This is a genomic window from Butyrivibrio sp. INlla21 (assembly GCF_900116875.1).
Taxonomy (GTDB): Bacteria; Bacillota; Clostridia; order Lachnospirales; family Lachnospiraceae; genus Butyrivibrio.
Map to the genome: position 1 here is coordinate 20899 of NZ_FPCC01000002.1, position 18532 is coordinate 39430.

Annotated in this window: 13 protein-coding genes; all 13 read left to right on the plus strand. The window is 43.9% G+C overall.

What is annotated here, in order from left to right; all coding sequences use genetic code 11:
- The first annotated feature begins 221 nt into the window (after positions 1-221).
- The 13 genes from BM377_RS00140 (at position 222) to scfB (ending at position 18505) form a co-directional block, all read left to right on the plus strand.
- Complete coding sequence (locus BM377_RS00140) at positions 222-1796, plus strand: YifB family Mg chelatase-like AAA ATPase (RefSeq protein WP_092241840.1); 1575 nt, start codon at positions 222-224, stop codon at positions 1794-1796.
- Positions 1793-3049, plus strand: a complete 1257-nt coding sequence (dprA, locus tag BM377_RS00145) for a DNA-processing protein DprA (protein ID WP_092241843.1) — start codon at positions 1793-1795, stop codon at positions 3047-3049. Before BM377_RS00140 ends, dprA begins: the two co-directional genes overlap by 4 nt.
- Before the next feature lie 194 nt (positions 3050-3243).
- Entirely contained in the window at positions 3244-4476 is a 1233-nt protein-coding gene (locus BM377_RS00150) for an extracellular solute-binding protein (RefSeq protein WP_092241848.1), read from the plus strand.
- A 93-nt stretch (positions 4477-4569) separates the two neighbouring features.
- Positions 4570-5946 (plus strand): carbohydrate ABC transporter permease, encoded by a 1377-nt coding sequence (locus BM377_RS00155; RefSeq protein WP_092241855.1) that lies wholly within the window; start codon positions 4570-4572, stop codon positions 5944-5946.
- A complete protein-coding gene (locus BM377_RS00160) occupies positions 5946-6797 on the plus strand; it encodes a sugar ABC transporter permease (protein ID WP_092241858.1) in 852 nt (283 codons plus the stop codon). The genes BM377_RS00155 and BM377_RS00160 overlap by 1 nt, the downstream gene beginning before the upstream one ends.
- Positions 6798-6843: 46 nt before the next feature.
- On the plus strand, positions 6844-7866 hold the full coding sequence (locus BM377_RS00165) for a LacI family DNA-binding transcriptional regulator (protein WP_092241861.1): 1023 nt from the start codon (positions 6844-6846) through the stop codon (positions 7864-7866).
- A gap of 53 nt (positions 7867-7919) precedes the next feature.
- Positions 7920-10115, plus strand: coding sequence for a beta-galactosidase (locus BM377_RS00170; RefSeq protein WP_092241864.1), 2196 nt, complete (start codon positions 7920-7922; stop codon positions 10113-10115).
- 174 nt (positions 10116-10289) lie between these two features.
- On the plus strand, positions 10290-12131 hold the full coding sequence (locus BM377_RS00175; protein ID WP_177223742.1) for an EAL domain-containing protein: 1842 nt from the start codon (positions 10290-10292) through the stop codon (positions 12129-12131).
- A gap of 2 nt (positions 12132-12133) precedes the next feature.
- Positions 12134-14092 carry an EAL domain-containing protein gene (locus BM377_RS00180; protein WP_177223743.1) on the plus strand — a complete coding sequence of 653 codons (1959 nt, stop codon included), beginning with the start codon at positions 12134-12136 and terminating at the stop codon, positions 14090-14092.
- Between the two features lie 71 nt (positions 14093-14163).
- Positions 14164-15462, plus strand: coding sequence for a histidine--tRNA ligase (hisS, locus tag BM377_RS00185; RefSeq protein WP_092241875.1), 1299 nt, complete (start codon positions 14164-14166; stop codon positions 15460-15462).
- 12 nt (positions 15463-15474) lie between these two features.
- Complete coding sequence (locus BM377_RS00190; RefSeq protein WP_092241876.1) at positions 15475-16746, plus strand: HlyC/CorC family transporter; 1272 nt, start codon at positions 15475-15477, stop codon at positions 16744-16746.
- A gap of 87 nt (positions 16747-16833) precedes the next feature.
- Complete coding sequence (gene scfA / locus BM377_RS00195; protein ID WP_092241878.1) at positions 16834-16980, plus strand: six-cysteine ranthipeptide SCIFF; 147 nt, start codon at positions 16834-16836, stop codon at positions 16978-16980.
- Positions 16981-17074: 94 nt separating this feature from the next.
- Positions 17075-18505, plus strand: coding sequence for a thioether cross-link-forming SCIFF peptide maturase (gene scfB, locus BM377_RS00200; RefSeq protein WP_092241881.1), 1431 nt, complete (start codon positions 17075-17077; stop codon positions 18503-18505).
- The last annotated feature ends 27 nt before the right edge of the window (positions 18506-18532 follow it).

Here is an 18532-nt window from a genome sequence, read left to right on the forward strand (position 1 = left end):
GAGAAGAAAAACAAGCGTAGCAGCGGTAATTATTGCCGATTATATGCCGCTGGGAGGCAGTTTTGTTTTTGGTTCAGATATTTACAAATCCTCCAAGATTTGATACATTATTCTTCGTGATAATTCTTTAAGAAGGTCACTTCGTTCGAGGTGATTTTTCCCAAGATTGATTTTTAAAAGACAAAAGGCTTGAACAATTAAAAAGAGAAAAGAGGAAGTAAATGTTTAGTTCAATTACTTCGGGAGCCGTTAGGGGCATTGACTCTTACATTATGAAGGTTGAGGTCGATGTGTCGGATGGGCTGCCCGGATTCAATATGGTTGGCTTTATGAGCGGCGACGTGAAGGAGGCCGGCGCCAGAGTTAAGGTTGCGCTTAAGAACGTGGGATACAAGGTTCCGGTTGCAAAGATTACGGTCAACCTTTCACCTGCGGTTATAAGAAAAGAAGGAATTGTTGTGGACCTGCCTATTGCGGTTGGTATTTTGACAGCGACGGGAGATATCAAAGAGGAAGCGGTAAAAGGCATCCTATTTCTTGGCGAGATAGGTCTTGATGGCGACATTCGTCCGATAAAGGGAACGCTTCCCATAGTTACTAAGGCTAAGAGCAAGGGATACAAGACGATAATCCTGCCTACGAAGAATGCCAAAGAGGGCGCGGTAGTGCCCGGTATGAAGATTGTGGGAATCAGTTCGCTTCAGGAAGTTATAGCATATCTGTCTGCGAACGAGAAGGAGCGCGACGAGCTTATTCCACCGACGAAGGTTGATATAAAGAGTCTTTTCACCGAAAAAGATATCTACGATGACAAGCTTGATTTCTCCGATATTAACGGGCAAGCAGGAGCCAAAAGAGCTGCCGAGATAGCCGCGGCGGGCTTCCATCATCTTTTGCTGGTGGGGCCGCCGGGAACGGGAAAAAGCATGATAGCAAAGAGAATTCCTACTATTCTTCCGCCGTTGTCGGAAGATGAGAGCATGGAAGTTACAACAATTTATTCCGTTGCGGGAAGAATGCCCGATAACAAGGCGCTTATCACCAAAAGACCTTTCATGAGCACTCATCACATGGTGACGGAATCGGCGCTTGTAGGAGGTGGAGGACTTCCGAGGCCGGGGCTCATCTCTCTTGCGCACAGAGGAGTTCTTTTTCTTGATGAGATGCCTGAGTTTTCAAGGTCGCTTATTGATATGCTCAGGCAGCCCATGGAAGATAAGGTTGTAAATATAACAAGAAGCAAGGGGAATTATGCTTATCCCGCGGATTTCCAGCTTGTCGGCGCGATGAATCCCTGCCCGTGCGGCTATTATCCCGACAGGAACAAGTGTACCTGTCTTCCGCATGAGATTAAGAGATATCTATCACACATTTCGGGACCTATCCTGGACAGAATAGATATCGTGGTCGAAGTGCCAAAGGTAGATATTGCCGATCTTTCGGCAGGATACAAAAGAGCCGGTGAATCAAGCAAACAGATTCGCGAAAGAGTGATGAGAGCAAGAAAGATTCAGGAAGAGAGATTTGCGGGAACCGGGATTTCTTTTAACTCGCAGATGACTCCGAAGGAGATAGATAAATACTGTAAGCTGGGAAGCGTTGAGCAAGCGTTCATGGAGCATACGTTTTGTACGATGGAGCTAAGTGCCAGGGCATATCATAAAATTCTTAAGCTTGCGAGGACGATCGCTGATCTTGACGGCTCCGAAAGAATAGAAAAGATACATCTGATGGAGGCTTTTGGCTATAGAATGTCCGACGGACAATATTGGAACAGCAGAGAGGAAAGTGAATGACAGGAAAATTAACTGAGAATGATTACGCGCTTTGGTTATTTAACATACGAGGAATAGGAAATAAATCAATAGATAAACTCCTTTGCGGAGACAGAACCTGCAAGGAAATATACGGCATGGATAAAAAAGAGCTTTCGATGTTTTTAAGTGAAAAGCAAGTTGATTCACTTATAAAATCAAGAAATGTCTGGGATTTTGAAAAAGAAAGAAGAAAGCTTGAAAACAAAGGAATTAGATTTATTTCAAGAATAGATGATGAGTATCCCGAGAAACTAAAGAATATAGCAGACCCGCCGTTTGCGCTGTACGTGAAGGGAAGATTGCCCAATCCGGATAAGCCGGCTGTAGCCATTATCGGAGCCAGAATGTGCTCTGAGTACGGAAGGTATATGGCAAGGCAGATCGGAAGAGGACTTGCTTTTGCGGGAGTGCAGGTTATAAGCGGAATGGCAAGAGGAGTTGACGGGATCAGCCAAAAGGCGGCACTTCAGGCCGGAGGCGCATCCTATGCGATCGTCGGAAGCGGCGTGGATGTTTGCTATCCCGATGACAACAGAGATGTGTATGAGGAACTGTGCCTTAGCGGAGGAGTGATATCGGAGTATCCGCCGGGAACTGAGCCCAAAGCCAACTTTTTTCCTATGAGAAACAGGATAATCAGTGCGCTTTCGGATGTTGTTGTGGTTGTGGAAGCAAGGCGCAAATCCGGAACGCAGATCACGGTGGATACCGCGCTTGAACAGGGAAAAGAGGTTTTGGCATGCCCGGGAAGGCTGACGGATCGGTTGAGCGATGGTTGCAATTACTTGATAAGCCAGGGTGCCGGTGTAGTTATTGATGTAAATGATGTCATCGACAGGCTCTGGCATGTGAGGAGTCGCGCAGCATCGCAAAACAGAGCACTTCAAATGTCCACCGCAGATGCGCAGAACAAACCACTTCACATGCCTGTCGTGGCTGCTCAAACCGGATCGCAATCTCCGTCCCCCGGCTCCGAGCAGGTGCCTGCCGCTACTACGCAAGCCCCGTCCCCAGAGACTACTTTTGCAGAGCCGGAACCCGAAGAAGCCCTTGAAACCGCGATTCTTGAAAGCGTTGACGTAATTCCGATTTCTTCTTCCGGCATTATGGAGAAGATTTCGGAGAGAGGAATCGAGATTTCCGTTCCGGAACTCATGAAGAAACTTTTTGACATGAGCAATATGGGAAAACTCTCACAAAATGGGGTTTACTTCTTAAAAAGGGAGTTTTAAGCGGAAGAAAAGGAAACGTTCCCGGTAACGATACCGAAATTCCAAAAAGTCAATGTGCATTTTATATAAATCGATAATGAAATAATCATAGAATGTGCTTTATTGACAAAAAACCGTCCAGGTCATAAGCTAATTTTAGAGCAACCGTTTGCGCAATAACGTGCAAGCGGAATGTCAACTATGGAGGGTATAAAATGAAAAAGAAATTGGTTTCAGTTTTAATGACTGCCACTGTCTTGGCAACTCTTTTTACCGGATGCGGTAGCAAGAAGAGCGAGTTTGGCAGCGGTGAAGTTAAAGTGTGGGTGGCTGATAATGTAGTAGATTTTACAAACACTCAGATCGATGAGTTCAAAAAAGCTCATCCCGAATTTGAAGGATATACATTTAACGTCGAAGCTACCGGTGAAGGCGATGCAGCCGGCAACATGATCACAGACGTTAAGGCAGGTGCGGACGTATTTGTATTTGCTCAGGACCAGATCGCAAGACTTGTTTCTGCAGGAGCACTTGAGGAAGTTGAGCCTGAGAATGCCAAGAAGGTTAAGGCTGAGAACGATACAGGTGCTGTAGCAGCCGCAACTGTAGGTGACAAGCTTTATGCTTATCCCATCACATCAGATAACGGATATTTCCTTTACTATGACAAGAGTGTTGTAAAGGATCCTTCAACACTCGAAGGCATCGTTGCAGATTGTGAGGCAGCAGGAAAGAACTTCTACTTTGAGGCTAATTCAGGTTGGTATCAGACAGCATTCTTCTTCGGAACAGGTGCTGAGCTCTCATATGAGACAAACGATGAAGGTAACTTCACTAAGTGTAATGCTTCTTATGCATCACCCGAAGGTGTCGTAGCTCTTAAGGAGATCATTGAGCTTACTTCTTCAAAGGCTTTCAAGAACGGATCAGCCATCAGCAATGCAACTGACGTTGGTGCGATCGTTGACGGAACATGGGATGCAGAAGCAGTTAAAGAAGTATTCGGTGACAACTACGCATGCGCTAAGCTTCCTTCATTTGAGGGAGCAGACGGCAAGACATATCAGATGAGCGGATTCGGTGGATTCAAGCTTCTCGGTGTTAAGCCTCAGGAAGATGAGAACAAGCTCGCTGTATGTGATGCACTCGCAGAGTTCCTTTCAAGCGAAGAGGTTCAGCTTGCTAGATACGAAGCAGTTAACTGGGGACCTTCAAACCTTAAAGCTCAGCAGTCAGACGTTGTAAAGGCCGATGTAGCTCTTTCAGCACTTGCAGATCAGCTTCAGTACACAATTCCTCAGGGACAGTATCCCGGAGAGTATTGGGATCTTGCAAAGTCACTCGGAGATTCTGTAATCGCAGGTGAGATTTCAGCAGCATCAAGTGATGACGATCTCAACAAGGCTCTTTCAGATTTCCAGGCAACATGTGAGAGTTACGTTAAATAATTAAACGGATAAAAAGACTATGTGGGCTCGGATTCGTAATGTTTCCGAGCCTATATAATAATTTAGAGTCAGATTAGAGAAAAGGAGCTGAATATGGCACGGGGTACCAAGGAAAAGAAAAAGAACGCGCTTCTTTCAGGGTTTAGGGAGATAGGAGTTACTTTTAAAGAAGGAGATCTAAAGACCAAATTGTCATTCTTTATATTTGGCCTTGGTCCGCTTCTTAGGGGGCAGATTCTTATAGGAGCTGTGCTTTTGTTATGCGAGATTGCTTTTGTCGTATACATGGCAGGCTTTGGATGGGGATATATTTCCAAGATAAATACTCTCGGAACAACCCTGACACAGAAAGTAGGAAGAAAGACCGTATACGGAGACAACAGTTTCCTGATCCTGCTGTTCGGTGTCTTAAGTGTGTTTGCGGTTATCGCACTGATAATCGTATGGTATCTGAATGTAAAAGAGAATCGTAAAGAGGAGCTTTTGCTAAAAGAGGGAAAAACTCTTCCTACGAATAAAGCCGTCTTCATGTCTCTTTTGGATGAGAATTTTCATAAGACACTTCTCGCCATTCCGGTGACGGGAATTTTTGTGTTTACGGTGCTTCCCATAGCATTTATGATCCTCGTCGCATTTACCAACTACGACAAGAATCACCAGTCGCCGTCCAATCTTTTTACCTGGGTAGGACTGGATAACTTTAAGAATATCTTATCTTTCGGAAGTCAGGGAATGGGCTATACTTTCGTAAGAGTTTTGGCATGGACACTTGTGTGGGCATTTCTTGCTACGTTCGTTGACTATTTCCTCGGACTTGGAGTTGCAATGCTCATCAACAAAAAAGGCATTAAATTCAAAAAACTGTGGAGAACGATCCTCGTACTTACGATAGCCGTTCCGCAGTTCGTATCTCTTTTGTATATCATGAGATTGTTTGCGCCCGACGGACTTATAAACGGATACCTCATAAAATGGGGTGTCATAAACAGTTACATCCCGTTCTGGGCAGATCCGATGCTTGCAAGGATAACTATCCTTGTAGTCAATATCTGGATCGGTATTCCTTACATGATGCTTATCACAACGGGTATTCTCATGAATATCCCCGAGGACCTCTATGAGAGCGCAAGGATAGACGGAGCCAGTGGCTGGCAGATGTTTAAGAGCATCACGCTTCCGTACATGATGTTTGTAACGGGTCCTTATCTTCTTACCCAGTTTACGGGTAACCTAAATAACTTTAACGTAATCTATCTTCTCACTCAGGGAAGACCGCAGTCCATGAGCCTTAAGGGCAACGCGGGAAATACGGATCTTCTTGTTACATGGCTTTATAAGATGACCGTAAACGAGACCAATTACAAGATGGCAGCCGTAATCGGTATCATGGTATTTATCGTTACCGCCGTTGTTATGTTATCTGTTTACAACAGGCTTCCGTCTGTACGTGATGAGGAGGGATTCCAATAATGAAAAAGAAAAGAGCGATCGAAAATGCAGTGACCTATGTGGTCCTTATACTTATAAGTATTATCTGGCTGTTCCCGTTTGTTGGACTTGTGCTTCAGAGCTTTAGAAGCTATGCCACGGAATACGGCGGAATGGTTAATTATCTTGTGCCTAAGTCATTTTCGCTTGATAACTATAAATTCCTGTTTTCGGGAGAGACCAATTATGTAAGATGGTATGCAAATACGCTTATTATCGCGTTTTTTGTAGCCCTTTTCCAAACGCTGATCATTCTTTGCGTAAGCTATGCGCTTTCAAGAATGAGATTTACGGGACGTACATTCCTTATGAAATTCTGGCTTATACTCGGAATGTTCCCCGGCTTCCTTACAATGATCTGCCTGTACTTCCTTTTGAAGCAGTTCGGACTTACTCAGGAAGGCGCGGTTCCCGGACTTATTCTTGTATCGGTAGCAAGCTCCGGAATGCAGTATTATGTCTGCAAAGGATTTTTTGATACGATCCCGAAGGCGCTTGATGAAGCTGCCAGGATTGACGGAGCTACAAGAGCAAAGATCTTTGTTTCCATGATCCTTCCGATAATCAAGCCTATTATTATCTACACTGCATTGGTAGCTTTCATGGCTCCATGGTGTGATTATGTATTTGCTTCATATGTTGCTTTCGGTCACGATCCCAGCTACAACGTAGCTGTTGCGATGACAAGATGGGTGTGGACTAACGACTATCAGGGTTATTTCACAAGATTCTGCGCCGGCGGCGTGCTTATATCCATTCCCGTTACTTTACTGTTCATGTTCCTTCAGAAGTACTATGTTGAAGGTGTTACGGGCGGTGCTGTAAAGGGCTGATGTAACAGAGCCTACGCACATGCTTCGTCCCCCACGAGGTAAAAAAATGTCCGGTAAAAAGATTACAATTTCAGACATCGCCAAAGCACTTGGAATATCCAAGACAACTGTCTCCAGAGCCATATCGGGAAAAGGAAGGATAGGCTCCGGTACCAAGGACAGGGTGATGGATTATGTTGAAAAAAACAACTACGAGCCCAATATGATGGCAAAGGCGCTTGCGGGACAAAGGTATTCCGAGCGTCAACATACGCACAACCTTGCCGTTGTTTGGCCCGATGATTACAGTGCTATGGAGATACCTTTTTTCCAAAAGCTGATCGTCGGTATCGCGGAGATCGCGGCCAATTACGGCTATGACGTCATGCTCACAATGGCAGCTAACGACAACATCACAGGTTTGAAGAGGATAATTGAAAACCATAAGGTTGACGGAGCTATCCTTACAAGAACGCTGGTTGATGATGTTGCGTTGGTGTATCTTAAAGAGCGCGGAGTACCGTTTGTTGTGGTAGGAAGTACCGGTTATCAGGATATACTCTGGGTTGACAATGACAACTATGATGCCTGCGTTGAGCTGATTGAGTATATTTTGGGGAAAGGTCTCAAGAGACTTGCGCTTATCGGAGGCTCCAAGAACCATATAATAACCAGGACAAGGTTCAAGGCCTTTAAGGATGCTCATGAAAAGCATGATATTAAGATCGATGAGGGACTGGTATATCTTGATATCGAGAACACACAGAAGCTTGATGATGCGATAAAAGATATTTTATCCAAGGACGTCGAGGGCATTATCTGCATGGACGACGGATTTGTCGGAGAGGTTCTTACAAAGTGTGCTGAAGCCGGTGTTCGTATTCCGGAAGATATCAAGATAGCATCTTTTTACGACAGCACTTTTTTGGAAAATTCCAGGCCTCCCGTCACTGCGCTGCGATTTAACGACAGAAATCTTGGTGCGGTTACGGCTTCATCTCTCATAAGAAGTATTGAAGGAGAGACGGTTCCGAGTCAGAGGCTCAAAAATCACGAGATAATGTTGCGAAAGAGTACCGAGACAGAGTGACAAAAAGAGAAGGCAAATTAGCGTTAGTTTGATTTTATGATGAGGTTTGTTATATGCATATAGATAAAAACTCCAAGATTTCTTTTGACCCTGTAAGCCTTATGGTAGACGGAAAACGATGGTTCCCGATGATGGGAGAGATGCACTTTTCAAGGTGCCCCAAGAAGTATTGGGAGCAGGAGCTTCTCAAGATGAAAGCGGGCGGCATAGATATAGTTTCACTCTATGTTATCTGGATTCACCATGAGGAGATTCAAGGAGAATTTGATTTTACGAGCGACAGGTGTCTTAGGGATTTCCTTGAGACTGTCAAAAAGTGCGGCCTTTACAGCATCTTAAGGATCGGTCCTTGGGCGCACGGCGAAGCAAGAAACGGTGGCTTCCCAGACTGGCTCTTAAAGGACGGAGAAGAAAACGGCTACGAAGTAAGAACCGACAATACAAGATATCTTGAGCATGTAAGAGCCTTTTACGAAAAGACCTATGAACAGGCGAAAGGTCTTTTTATCAAGGACAACGGTCCCGTTATCGGTATCCAGATAGAAAACGAATACGGCCACTGCGGCGGTAAGACCGGCGAAGAAGGCGAGCAGCATATGAAGACTCTTAAGGCTATGGCTTTGGAGATCGGTTTTGATGCGCCTTTATATACGGCAACAGGCTGGGGCGGCGCCGTTACAGGTGGAATGGTGCCTGTTATGGGAGGTTACTGCGAGGCTCCGTGGGATCAGAGACTTACTGAGATTGAGCCGAGTGGCAACTATATTTTTACAAGAGAGAGAAACGATCACAATATAGGATCCGACTACGGACTTGGCGTAGGTATCACGTTTGATCAGGATAAATTCCCGTTCCTTACGGCTGAGCTTGGAGGCGGACTTCAGGTTACTCATCACAGAAGACCCATTGCCACGGGGCTTGATACAGCAGCGATGACAATGACCAAGATAGGATGCGGAGCCAATCTTCTGGGATATTACATGTACCACGGCGGAACCAATCCAAAGGGTAAGCTCACGACTCTTCAGGAAACCAGAGAGACAGGCTATCCCAACGATCTTCCCGCATATTCATATGATTTTAACGCGCCTCTTCGCGAGTACGGACAGATGGAGGACGCTTACAAGGAAGTAAGGATGATCGCAAGCTTCATTCATGATTTTGGTGACGATCTCTGCGATATGCCTTACACGGAGCAGCCCGGCAATCCTCTTAAGCCCGGCAATCTGACTGACCTCAGAACTTCCGTAAGATACAAAAAGAGAAAAGATTCCAAGGGTAATACCTATAACAGCGGATATCTTTTTGTAAATAATTATCAAAGACGCTATAAGATGGCACTTCACAAAGATATCGCTCCGACTGCATACAAAGAGGACGGAACCGAGCTTGCTTCTTTTGCCAAAAGAGATATCGCAGACGGTGACTTTTTCTTTTACCCGTTTGGTATGCCTATAGGCGATAGTGCGCTTATTACGATAGATGCCACTCCCATGTGCATAATAAACGATGTCGACGGCAAAGGACATAAAGCATATGTCTTTTACACCGATACTGACAGAGAAGTTTCTTTTGACATTGAAGGAGATGCCAAAGGAAATAAGATAATTGTTCTTACAAGAGGCGAAGCACTTGCATCGTCCAAAGTTGTTATAGGTAAAAAAGAGCACCTTGTGATCTCGGAGGGTATGCCCGTTACCGGAAATGACGGCAAAGTGCAGCTTTATTTTGATGTGGCAAAAGGCGAAAACAAAAAGCCTTCGTTTAGAGTATATCCCGAGCTTAAAAAGGAGCCCGCTAATTTTACATGCAGCAAAAAAAGCGATGCCGGCAGTACATTTACGGACGGTGATGCATTTGCGATATATGAGTGCAAGGAATCGTTTGGAAATGACGCAGAAGCTTCTTTTGAGTTCGAAAACGGAAAAGGCATAATAAAGATCAGCGGTAAAATGCCGCATATGAACGAACTTTTCATGCACATAGCTTATGCGGGAGACAGCGCGGTCATCAAGAAAGACGGCGAGATAATAGCCGATAATTTCTACACCGGACAAAAGTGGGAAGTTGGGCTCGACAGATTCATGGGCGCCAACGGCTGCGCAGCATTTGAGATCGATATTAAGCCCCTTAACAAGGACGATAAGATCTATCTGCAAGATTGGCCCAAGATGAATGCAAACGGCGACTTTGCAAATAGGCTTGAAAGTATAGATTTATTTGCTCAATATCGTATCAATATTGACTAAAAAGAAGTATAATATTGGTAACGTATTTTAGTGACGGAATGCTTTTAGTGTCGAGGACCAAGCATGCATTATAACTATTACTTTGATATATGCGCCTTGTGTACTTTAGCAACGATCGCAATTACCTCTCTGTCCAGACGGCGAGTACCCGCTTACAGACAGAGGGCATACTCGTTGCTTTTTTTTGCTGTCTTGGCTTCTACGCTTTCCGAATGTATAGAATCGACGCTTCAGATTCACCCGTTCGATGCCCCATGGTACAATCCGCTTGAGATGGTATGCGGATCCGTATATTTCATTGCGCATTTGGGATCGGGTATCTGTTATCTTTTGTATATAATGTCAGTCCTTGATATTTTCTTTGATATAAGGACGTTAAAAGGCTTTTTCGGACTTTATTTCGGGTTCATGCTCGGAATACTTCTTGTTGTCATTAACTGGTTTCATCCTATTCTTTTCCATTACACCAAAGAGGGTCTGTATCAAAGAGACAACCTTATCATAATGTTCTATTTCATTGCGTTTTATTACATGGGTGTTGGTATCCTGCTGGTACTCAAATATGACAAGCTTATGAGATTAAAGACCAAGGTGATAGTTCTTGCCTACGTCGGACTTTCTCTTTTCGGAGTCTTTTTCCAATACTTTAATCCCAAAATTCTTATCGAGAATTTCTATAGCGCGATCAGTGTTGCGCTTGTATTCATAACGCTTCAAAATCCCGGAGAGCTTGTTGATGAGAATCTTAATATTCTCAACAGGAAAGCCTTTTTTGAGGGAATAGATCTTAAGATAAAAAGAAATATCCCGTATTATACGGTTTTTGTTTCGATCGACAACGTTAGAGCGCTCAGCTCGGAGATCGGATATTCGCAGGCTCAGGCGGTGCTTAAAAAGATTGCCGATTACCTTAAACGTGCCGGAAGAAAAGAACTTAGGATCACAACTTACACCTACAGATATTCCGATTATGTCTTTGCGATAATGGTTCACAGTGACAACGTTAAAAATGCGAAGGCGCTTGCAGAGAAACTTGCACAGAGAACAAAGAAGTCATTTGATGTATCCGGAATGACCATTAAGATCGACGGACACTGCTTTGTAATGAATTATCCGGATCACTATAAGAGCGCGGCGGAGCTCATGGCCAAGGTTGATATGATCACGGAAGAGATAGAGGAGCTTAATGACATTGTGGTCGATGTGGATTCTTTGAATCACGGTGAAAAGATGCTTCTCAGAGACTATGATTATATGGCGAGAGAGAACCTTGATGCGAAGAAAGCAGTGGTCAAGTTCCAGCCTCTTATGTCCAAGATTTATAAGATAAACTACAACGCCGATGCGATCTGCTTTTTATATGACAAGGACGGAAAAGAGATTGATGTAAGAAGCCACATCCCCGATATAGGCACAACACAGACGATAATGGATACCGATGAGTACGTACTTCGCATGGCGGCGAGATCGCTTGCATTCTGGAACGGCGGAGACAAGAACGGAAAATACAGAGCGATCGTCGGAATGTGCCAGGGTGAGATATCAAGAAACGACTTTGTGAGAAGAGTTAAGAGGATTCTCAGAGAAGAAAAGGCCGAACCGTCATGGATAAGCCTTAAATTGTCAGAGACCTGCCTTACCACGATGAATACCATCGCGGAAAGAAATATCAGAATGCTCGGAGACCTTAAGGTCTCGATAATAGTCGACAGATTCGGAAGCGGATACGGTAATCTTTCCAGAATAATCTCGCTTCCCATATTGCAGGTAAATATCTCGCCTGAGGTTATCAGAAACGCGATCGGCTCAGAGCAGATGTATAAGCTTGCACAGGGCATCGTCAATCTTTTCCATGATATCAGCATCTTTGTATGCGCCTCGGATATAAGATCCAAGGAGGAAAAAGAGATGGCGGAGCGCCTCGGGTGCGATTTCCTTATCGGAGATTATCTGGGCGAGCCCATGAGCGACAGCTCTTATGTGAGATTTATCGATGATTATTTTGAAAAGGGATGACCATGGAAGAACTGCTAAGACCACATGATTTTAAAATATGTCTTAATATGGCCGCCATTGTGCTTGGCGTGATAACACTCATCATCCATTCATCGGAAGAGGATTATTACGGCAGACAAAGGCGTATATTTGGTATGCTCATCTTTTATGTGCTCTTTGCAAATATCGTCGGCGGACTTCATAACCTTTGGATTGCTTCAGATTGGGCCAAGACACTTATAAGCTACAATTTCAACTGCTTCCTTGCAGTACTTGAGAAGTCGTTCATGTATCTGATAGCGCTTGTTTCCATGTGCTATCTCATGACGCTGTTTAGAATAGAGGTTGATAAATGGTGGAAGGCCGTGATCATTTTTATTCCTTCGACCTGCTCTATCATTTCGACGTTTTCTGCGCTGTTTACCGGAAATGTCTTTTACTTTGATGAAAAAGGAGATATGCATTTTACAAGCTATTTCTCCGGCGCCGTTAATATTTCCACTGCTATTTATCTTGCTTTTGCGGCGTATCTGATCTACAGATTCTATAAGACTGTCAGCAGCGAGAAAGCTATAGTCCTTATTACCTATTATGCGATGATGGCTGCCGGAATTCCGCTTAAGATATTTTTCTGTTCTTATGCGGTGTTTGAGTTTAGTACATCGCTTGCGCTTTTGCTGTGCGTTTATACTTTCCAAAATCCAAGTGAGTTTATCGAAAGGACTTCCGGAACGGGAACAAGAAACGCGCTTAATTTCGCGGTATATACCAATCTTTTACAGAAGAAAAGATTTACCGTTTTCGGAATCAATATAGACAGACTTCCCGAGATAATAGGAAGTGAATCCGTTGAGGCGTCCTCCAATCTGCTGGGACAGATGGCGACATATCTTAAGAGAATATATCCCGATGCTTCGCTCTTTTATCCGGAAGAAGGAATGTTCATTCTGCTTCTTGAAGATATCAATCCCGAAGATGAAGTGATAGCGGGACTTGCGGAGCAGATAAGAAGAAGGTTTAAAGACCCGTGGAAACTTAAGGATGATGATATAAGATTTACGGAAAGTCCTTTTGCCATCGGCTTCCCCGATGAAGTCGGTGACATGGAGAAGTATACGGAAGTAAGAGATGAGATGAAAAAGATGCTGATACGCCAGAACAGAGAAGTTCTTCGCGTCTCGGATCTTAATCTTAAGTACGCAGAGCATGACAAAAAGATTGACGGTATAGTAAGAAGAGCCGTTGAAAACGGACTTTTGGAAGTTTATTATCAGCCGATTTATTCACCGCTTACAGGTAAGTTCGATACCTGCGAAGCGCTTGTAAGACTGCGCGATCATCAATTCGGATTTATTTCTCCCGCCATCTTTATTCCGATCGCAGAGAGAAACGGAACAGTCCTCGGTATAGACAGATTCGTACTAAGTTCGGTCTGCGAAATGCTTGCTGCGACCAATGTACTTGACCTTGGTATTAAATATGTAGAAGTCAATCTCTCTGTAGTTGACTGCATTCAGACCAACCTTGCGGACAGTGTCCTCAGTACTTTGAAGAAATATCGCATAGGTACCGATAAGATCAACTTTGAGATTACTGAGACCTGGGAAAAAGAGATCACGTCTGCAGTAGACGACAATGTCAAGAAGCTTACGAAAGCCGGAATAGCTTTTTCCATGGATGATTTCGGAAGCGGTTATTCCAACGTTTCAAGAATAGCGACTGTGCCCGTTAATCTCTTTAAACTTGATAAGAGCATTGTTCAGGCGGCGTTTGAATCGGAAGTATCATATATGGTAATGCTGAATATGATAAAGCTGATCAAGTCACTCGGAAAAGAGATCGTGGCAGAAGGTGTGGAAACAGGCGAGCAGGCCAAGCAGCTGATAAGACTTGGCTGCGATCATATACAAGGATTCTTTTATGCAAGGCCCATGCCTGAAGCACAGTTTATCGAATTCTTGCAGGAGCATAATTTCTCATGATTAAAAACATTGCAAAGGTTTGTTTATAAGTGTAAAATTTATGCTTGATTATACGATAAGGAAGGTTAGAAATGGCACTTATTAAAAAACCGGTTACCGGAATGAAGGATATACTCCCTTCAGAAATGAAACTTAGAGATTATTGCATAGGTATCATCAAAAAGACTTATGCTGAATTTGGATTTACATCTATAGAGACTCCCTGCGTAGAGTCACTTGCCAACCTCAACAGTAAGCAGGGCGGCGAGAACGAGAAACTCATCTTCAAAGTAATGAAGCGCGGAGAGAAACTCAATCTTGCAGAGGCCAAGGAAGAAAACGATCTTACGGATTCAGGTCTTCGTTACGACCTTACTGTTCCGCTCGTTCGTTTTTATGCCAATCACGCCAATGAACTTCCCGCACCTTTCAAGGCGCTTCAGATGGGAAATGTTTGGAGAGCCGACAGACCTCAGAAGGGCAGATATCGTCAGTTCATGCAGTGCGATATAGATATTTTGGGAGAAGCAAGTAATCTTGCAGAGATCGAGCTTATCCTTGCAACTACAACCACACTCGGAAGACTCGGTTTTAAGGATTTCAAGATCCGTATCAACGACAGAAGAATCCTTAAGGCTATGGCTGCTTACAGCGGATTTACCGAGGACCGGTACGACGATGTTTTCATTATCTTGGATAAGATGGACAAGATCGGTCTTGAAGGCGTTGAGGAAGAGCTTAAGAAGTATCTTTCCAAAGATGGAGACGAGTTCAGAGATACTAATAAAGAATACAAAATGATCGAGAAATACACTGAGCTCTTTAAGATCATCGAAGGTAAGAGCGGTGTAGAAGCTATCGGCATTCTCGCCGATAAACTCGGAGACTTCCTTGAGGAAGACGTAAGAGAAGGTCTGAAAGAGATAATTAACAGCGTAGAGGGTACCAAGGCTGCGCAGTTTGAAATGGTATTCGATCCCACACTTGTGCGCGGAATGAGCTATTATACCGGAACTATATTTGAAGTATCAATGCCTCAGTACGGCGGAAGCTGCGGCGGTGGCGGAAGATACGACAAGATGGTAGGTAAGTTCCTCGGACAGGATACACCCGCATGCGGATTCTCAATCGGATTTGAGCGTATCATCATGATCATGATGGATGAAGGCTTCAAGATTCCCGGTGAGAGTTCCAAAGTTGCTTTCCTTATTGAGAAAGGAATCCGCGGAGAGAAGCTTCAGGAGATCATCTCCAAGGCACAGAAGGATAGAGCTGCAGGTAAGCAGGTTCTTGTTGTCAGAATGAACAAGAACAAGAAATTCCAGAAGCAGCAGCTTACAGAGCAGGGATACGAAGAGTTTGAAGAGTTCTACAGCAATCCTATCGGATAAGGAGGATTCTATTTGAATATTCATGTTATCAGGGTCATCATACTGATCGTGCTGATTCTTTTATCTGCCTTTTTTTCATCGGCAGAAACAGCATTTATGACCGTGAACAGAGTCAAGATCAAAGCACTTCTTGACGAAGGCAATAAAAGAGCACAAAAGGTTCTCGATATATGTGAAGATACGCAGAAGATGCTTTCTGCCATTCTTATTGGCAATAACATTGTTAACTTAAGTGCTTCGGCGCTTATGACAGTGTTTGTGACAGATCTTTTCGGAAGCTTTGCCATAGGACTGGGAACGGGAATACTTACACTTATTGTTCTTATTTTAGGTGAGATCATTCCCAAGACGGTTGCCACCGCTTATGCGGAGAACATGGCACTTTGGTATGCCGGCAGCGTTATTTTTGTAATGGCCGTGATGAAGCCTTTTTCCTTTGTGATAAACGGCATAGCGACGGCGATACTTAAGCTCTTCAGAGTCGATACGACAAGCAGACAGTCCATGACCGAGAACGAGCTCAAGACTTACGTTGACGTAAGCCATGAGGACGGTGTCATTGAGAGCGGAGAGAAAGAGATCATCTACAACGTATTTGATTTCAGCGATGCTCTGGCAAAAGACATTATGATACCGAGAATTGATATGAGCTGTGTAAGCTCGGATGCTGATTACAGCGAAGTTATGAGAGCTTTTAAAGAGGATATGTACACCAGAATCCCCGTTTACGACGGAAGCGATCAGGACAATGTTATCGGACTTATAAATGTCAAAGACCTTCTTCTTATCAAGGATAAGGAGAATTTCAAGATAAAAGATCACCTCAGAAAAGCTTATTATACTTACGAGTATAAAAAGACTGCGGATCTTTTGATGGAGATGAGAGAAAAGACTCAGAACGTTGCTTTTGTATTGTCTGAGTACGGAACGACGGTAGGAATGATCACTCTTGAGGATCTCCTTGAAGAGATCGTAGGAGAGATCAGAGACGAGTACGATCTTGATGAAGCTGAGCTTATTAAAGACCTTGGCGGAAACAGATATCTTGTTGAAGGTAATATGAAGCTCACGGATATCAATGACGCACTTGGAACGGAGCTCTCTTCGGAGGATTACGATTCCATCGGCGGACTTATGATCGAGAATCTCGACAGGCTTCCCAGATACGGTGAAACCGCCACTTTGGATAACGGAATTACTCTTACGGCGCGCGGAATCAAGCGGAATCGTATCACCAAAGTTCTTCTTGTAGTAAATAAGCCCAAGGAAGAAGAAACGCTTTAATAATTACAAAATATATGATATACTAGGACGACGAAAAAACTCGAAAAACGTTTATTATACATTGCGTTTTCAAGTAGGAGGCATATTATGAAGCACGTAAAGTCATTGGTTACAAGAAATCTTAAAGAGTCTATGAAGAAGGGCGGATGCGGCGAGTGCCAGACATCATGCCAGTCAGCTTGCAAGACTTCCTGCACAGTAGGAAATCAGAGCTGCGAGCAGTTTAGCAAATAATTTGCAAAAGATTTATCGGGTAGACGTTTAACGGGCAGCGGCCTAGGTCGCTGCCCTATGTTTGCGCTTACCCTTTTAATGACTAGGAGATTTTATGATTCACGCATATAGGAACAACGGCTACAACATTGTTCTTGATGTAAACAGCGGATCGGTTCACGTTGTTGATGATGTAGTTTTTGATCTTGTTAAGGTCGTAGAGGAGAAGCTTAAGGGCAGATTCGGTACAGCGGAAGCACCCGAGGATGAAACGGAAGTTTCTGCGGAGCTTAAGGATTCTCTTTTTACAGATATATTGAAGGATACGGATATTTCATCAAGATATTCCGAGGATGATATTAAGGAAGCCATCGAAGAACTCTTGGAGCTCCGAGCTTCCCAGGTTCTTTATACAGACGATGTATATGAGAATTATGTGGATGATTTCCAGAACAGAGAGACGGTAGTTAAGGCGCTTTGCCTTAATGTTGCACATGATTGTAATCTTAGATGCAAATACTGTTTTGCCGATGAGGGCGAATATCATGGCAGAAAAGCTCTCATGAGTGAAGAAGTGGGTAAGGCTGCACTTGATTTCCTTGTTAAGAATTCGGGAAGTCGCAGAAACCTTGAAGTAGACTTCTTCGGCGGTGAACCTCTTCTTAACTGGGAAGTTGTCAAAAAGCTTGCTGAGTACGGAAGAAGCCTTGAGAAAGAACATAACAAGAACTTCCGCTTTACTATAACAACCAACGGTACACTTCTTAATGATGAGATACTCTCATACGTCAATAAAGAGATGGGCAATATAGTCCTTTCGATTGACGGAAGAAAAGAAGTTAACGATGCGATGCGTCCCAGACGCGGCGGACAGGGCAGCTATGATGATATAGTTCCCAAGTATCAAAAGGTTGCGGAGAGCAGACACCAGCTCAGATACTTTGTAAGAGGAACCTTTACTCATAACAACCTCGATTTTTCCGAGGATGTTAAGCACCTTGTAGAACTGGGCTTCAAGCAGATCTCGGTTGAGCCCGTTGTGGCTAAGCCCGAAGACTGGTATTCGTTTAAGGATGAGGATATTCCGGTTATCTGCGATGAGTATGACAAGCTTGCCAAGTATTATATTGAGAGACACAAGGAAGGAAAAGGCTTTAACTTCTTCCATTTCAATATAGATCTTGAGGGAGGCCCTTGCGTTGCCAAGAGATTGTCGGGCTGCGGATCGGGATGTGAATACCTTGGAGTTACTCCTTGGGGAGATCTTTATCCCTGTCATCAGTTCGTTGGTAACGAAGACTTTATCATGGGTAACGTATACGACGGTATCACAAGGAATGACATTCGCGATAAATTCAAGAAGAGCAATGTTTATTCAAGACCCGAGTGTGAAAAATGTTTTGCCAGATATTATTGCAGCGGCGGATGTGCTGCCAACGCATATAATTTCAACGGGGATATCAATGCAACATATAAGCACGGATGTGAGCTTCAGAGGAAGCGAATTGAGTGTGCGATTATGATAAAAGCGGCGTTGGCCGAATAATAGCAATTATTATATGGGAGGAATATT

Bases quoted from the DNA above. Each gene is read 5' to 3' on its own strand.
- BM377_RS00140 (WP_092241840.1), top strand. From the start codon at position 222: ATGTTTAGTTCAATTACTTCGGGAGCCGTTAGGGGCATTGACTCTTAC.
- BM377_RS00155 (WP_092241855.1), top strand. From the start codon at position 4,570: ATGGCACGGGGTACCAAGGAAAAGAAAAAGAACGCGCTTCTTTCAGGG.
- hisS (WP_092241875.1), top strand. From the start codon at position 14,164: ATGGCACTTATTAAAAAACCGGTTACCGGAATGAAGGATATACTCCCT.
- BM377_RS00170 (WP_092241864.1), top strand. From the start codon at position 7,920: ATGCATATAGATAAAAACTCCAAGATTTCTTTTGACCCTGTAAGCCTT.
- scfA (WP_092241878.1), top strand. From the start codon at position 16,834: ATGAAGCACGTAAAGTCATTGGTTACAAGAAATCTTAAAGAGTCTATG.
- BM377_RS00165 (WP_092241861.1), top strand. From the start codon at position 6,844: ATGTCCGGTAAAAAGATTACAATTTCAGACATCGCCAAAGCACTTGGA.
- BM377_RS00150 (WP_092241848.1), top strand. From the start codon at position 3,244: ATGAAAAAGAAATTGGTTTCAGTTTTAATGACTGCCACTGTCTTGGCA.
- BM377_RS00180 (WP_177223743.1), top strand. From the start codon at position 12,134: ATGGAAGAACTGCTAAGACCACATGATTTTAAAATATGTCTTAATATG.
- BM377_RS00160 (WP_092241858.1), top strand. From the start codon at position 5,946: ATGAAAAAGAAAAGAGCGATCGAAAATGCAGTGACCTATGTGGTCCTT.
- scfB (WP_092241881.1), top strand. From the start codon at position 17,075: ATGATTCACGCATATAGGAACAACGGCTACAACATTGTTCTTGATGTA.
- dprA (WP_092241843.1), top strand. From the start codon at position 1,793: ATGACAGGAAAATTAACTGAGAATGATTACGCGCTTTGGTTATTTAAC.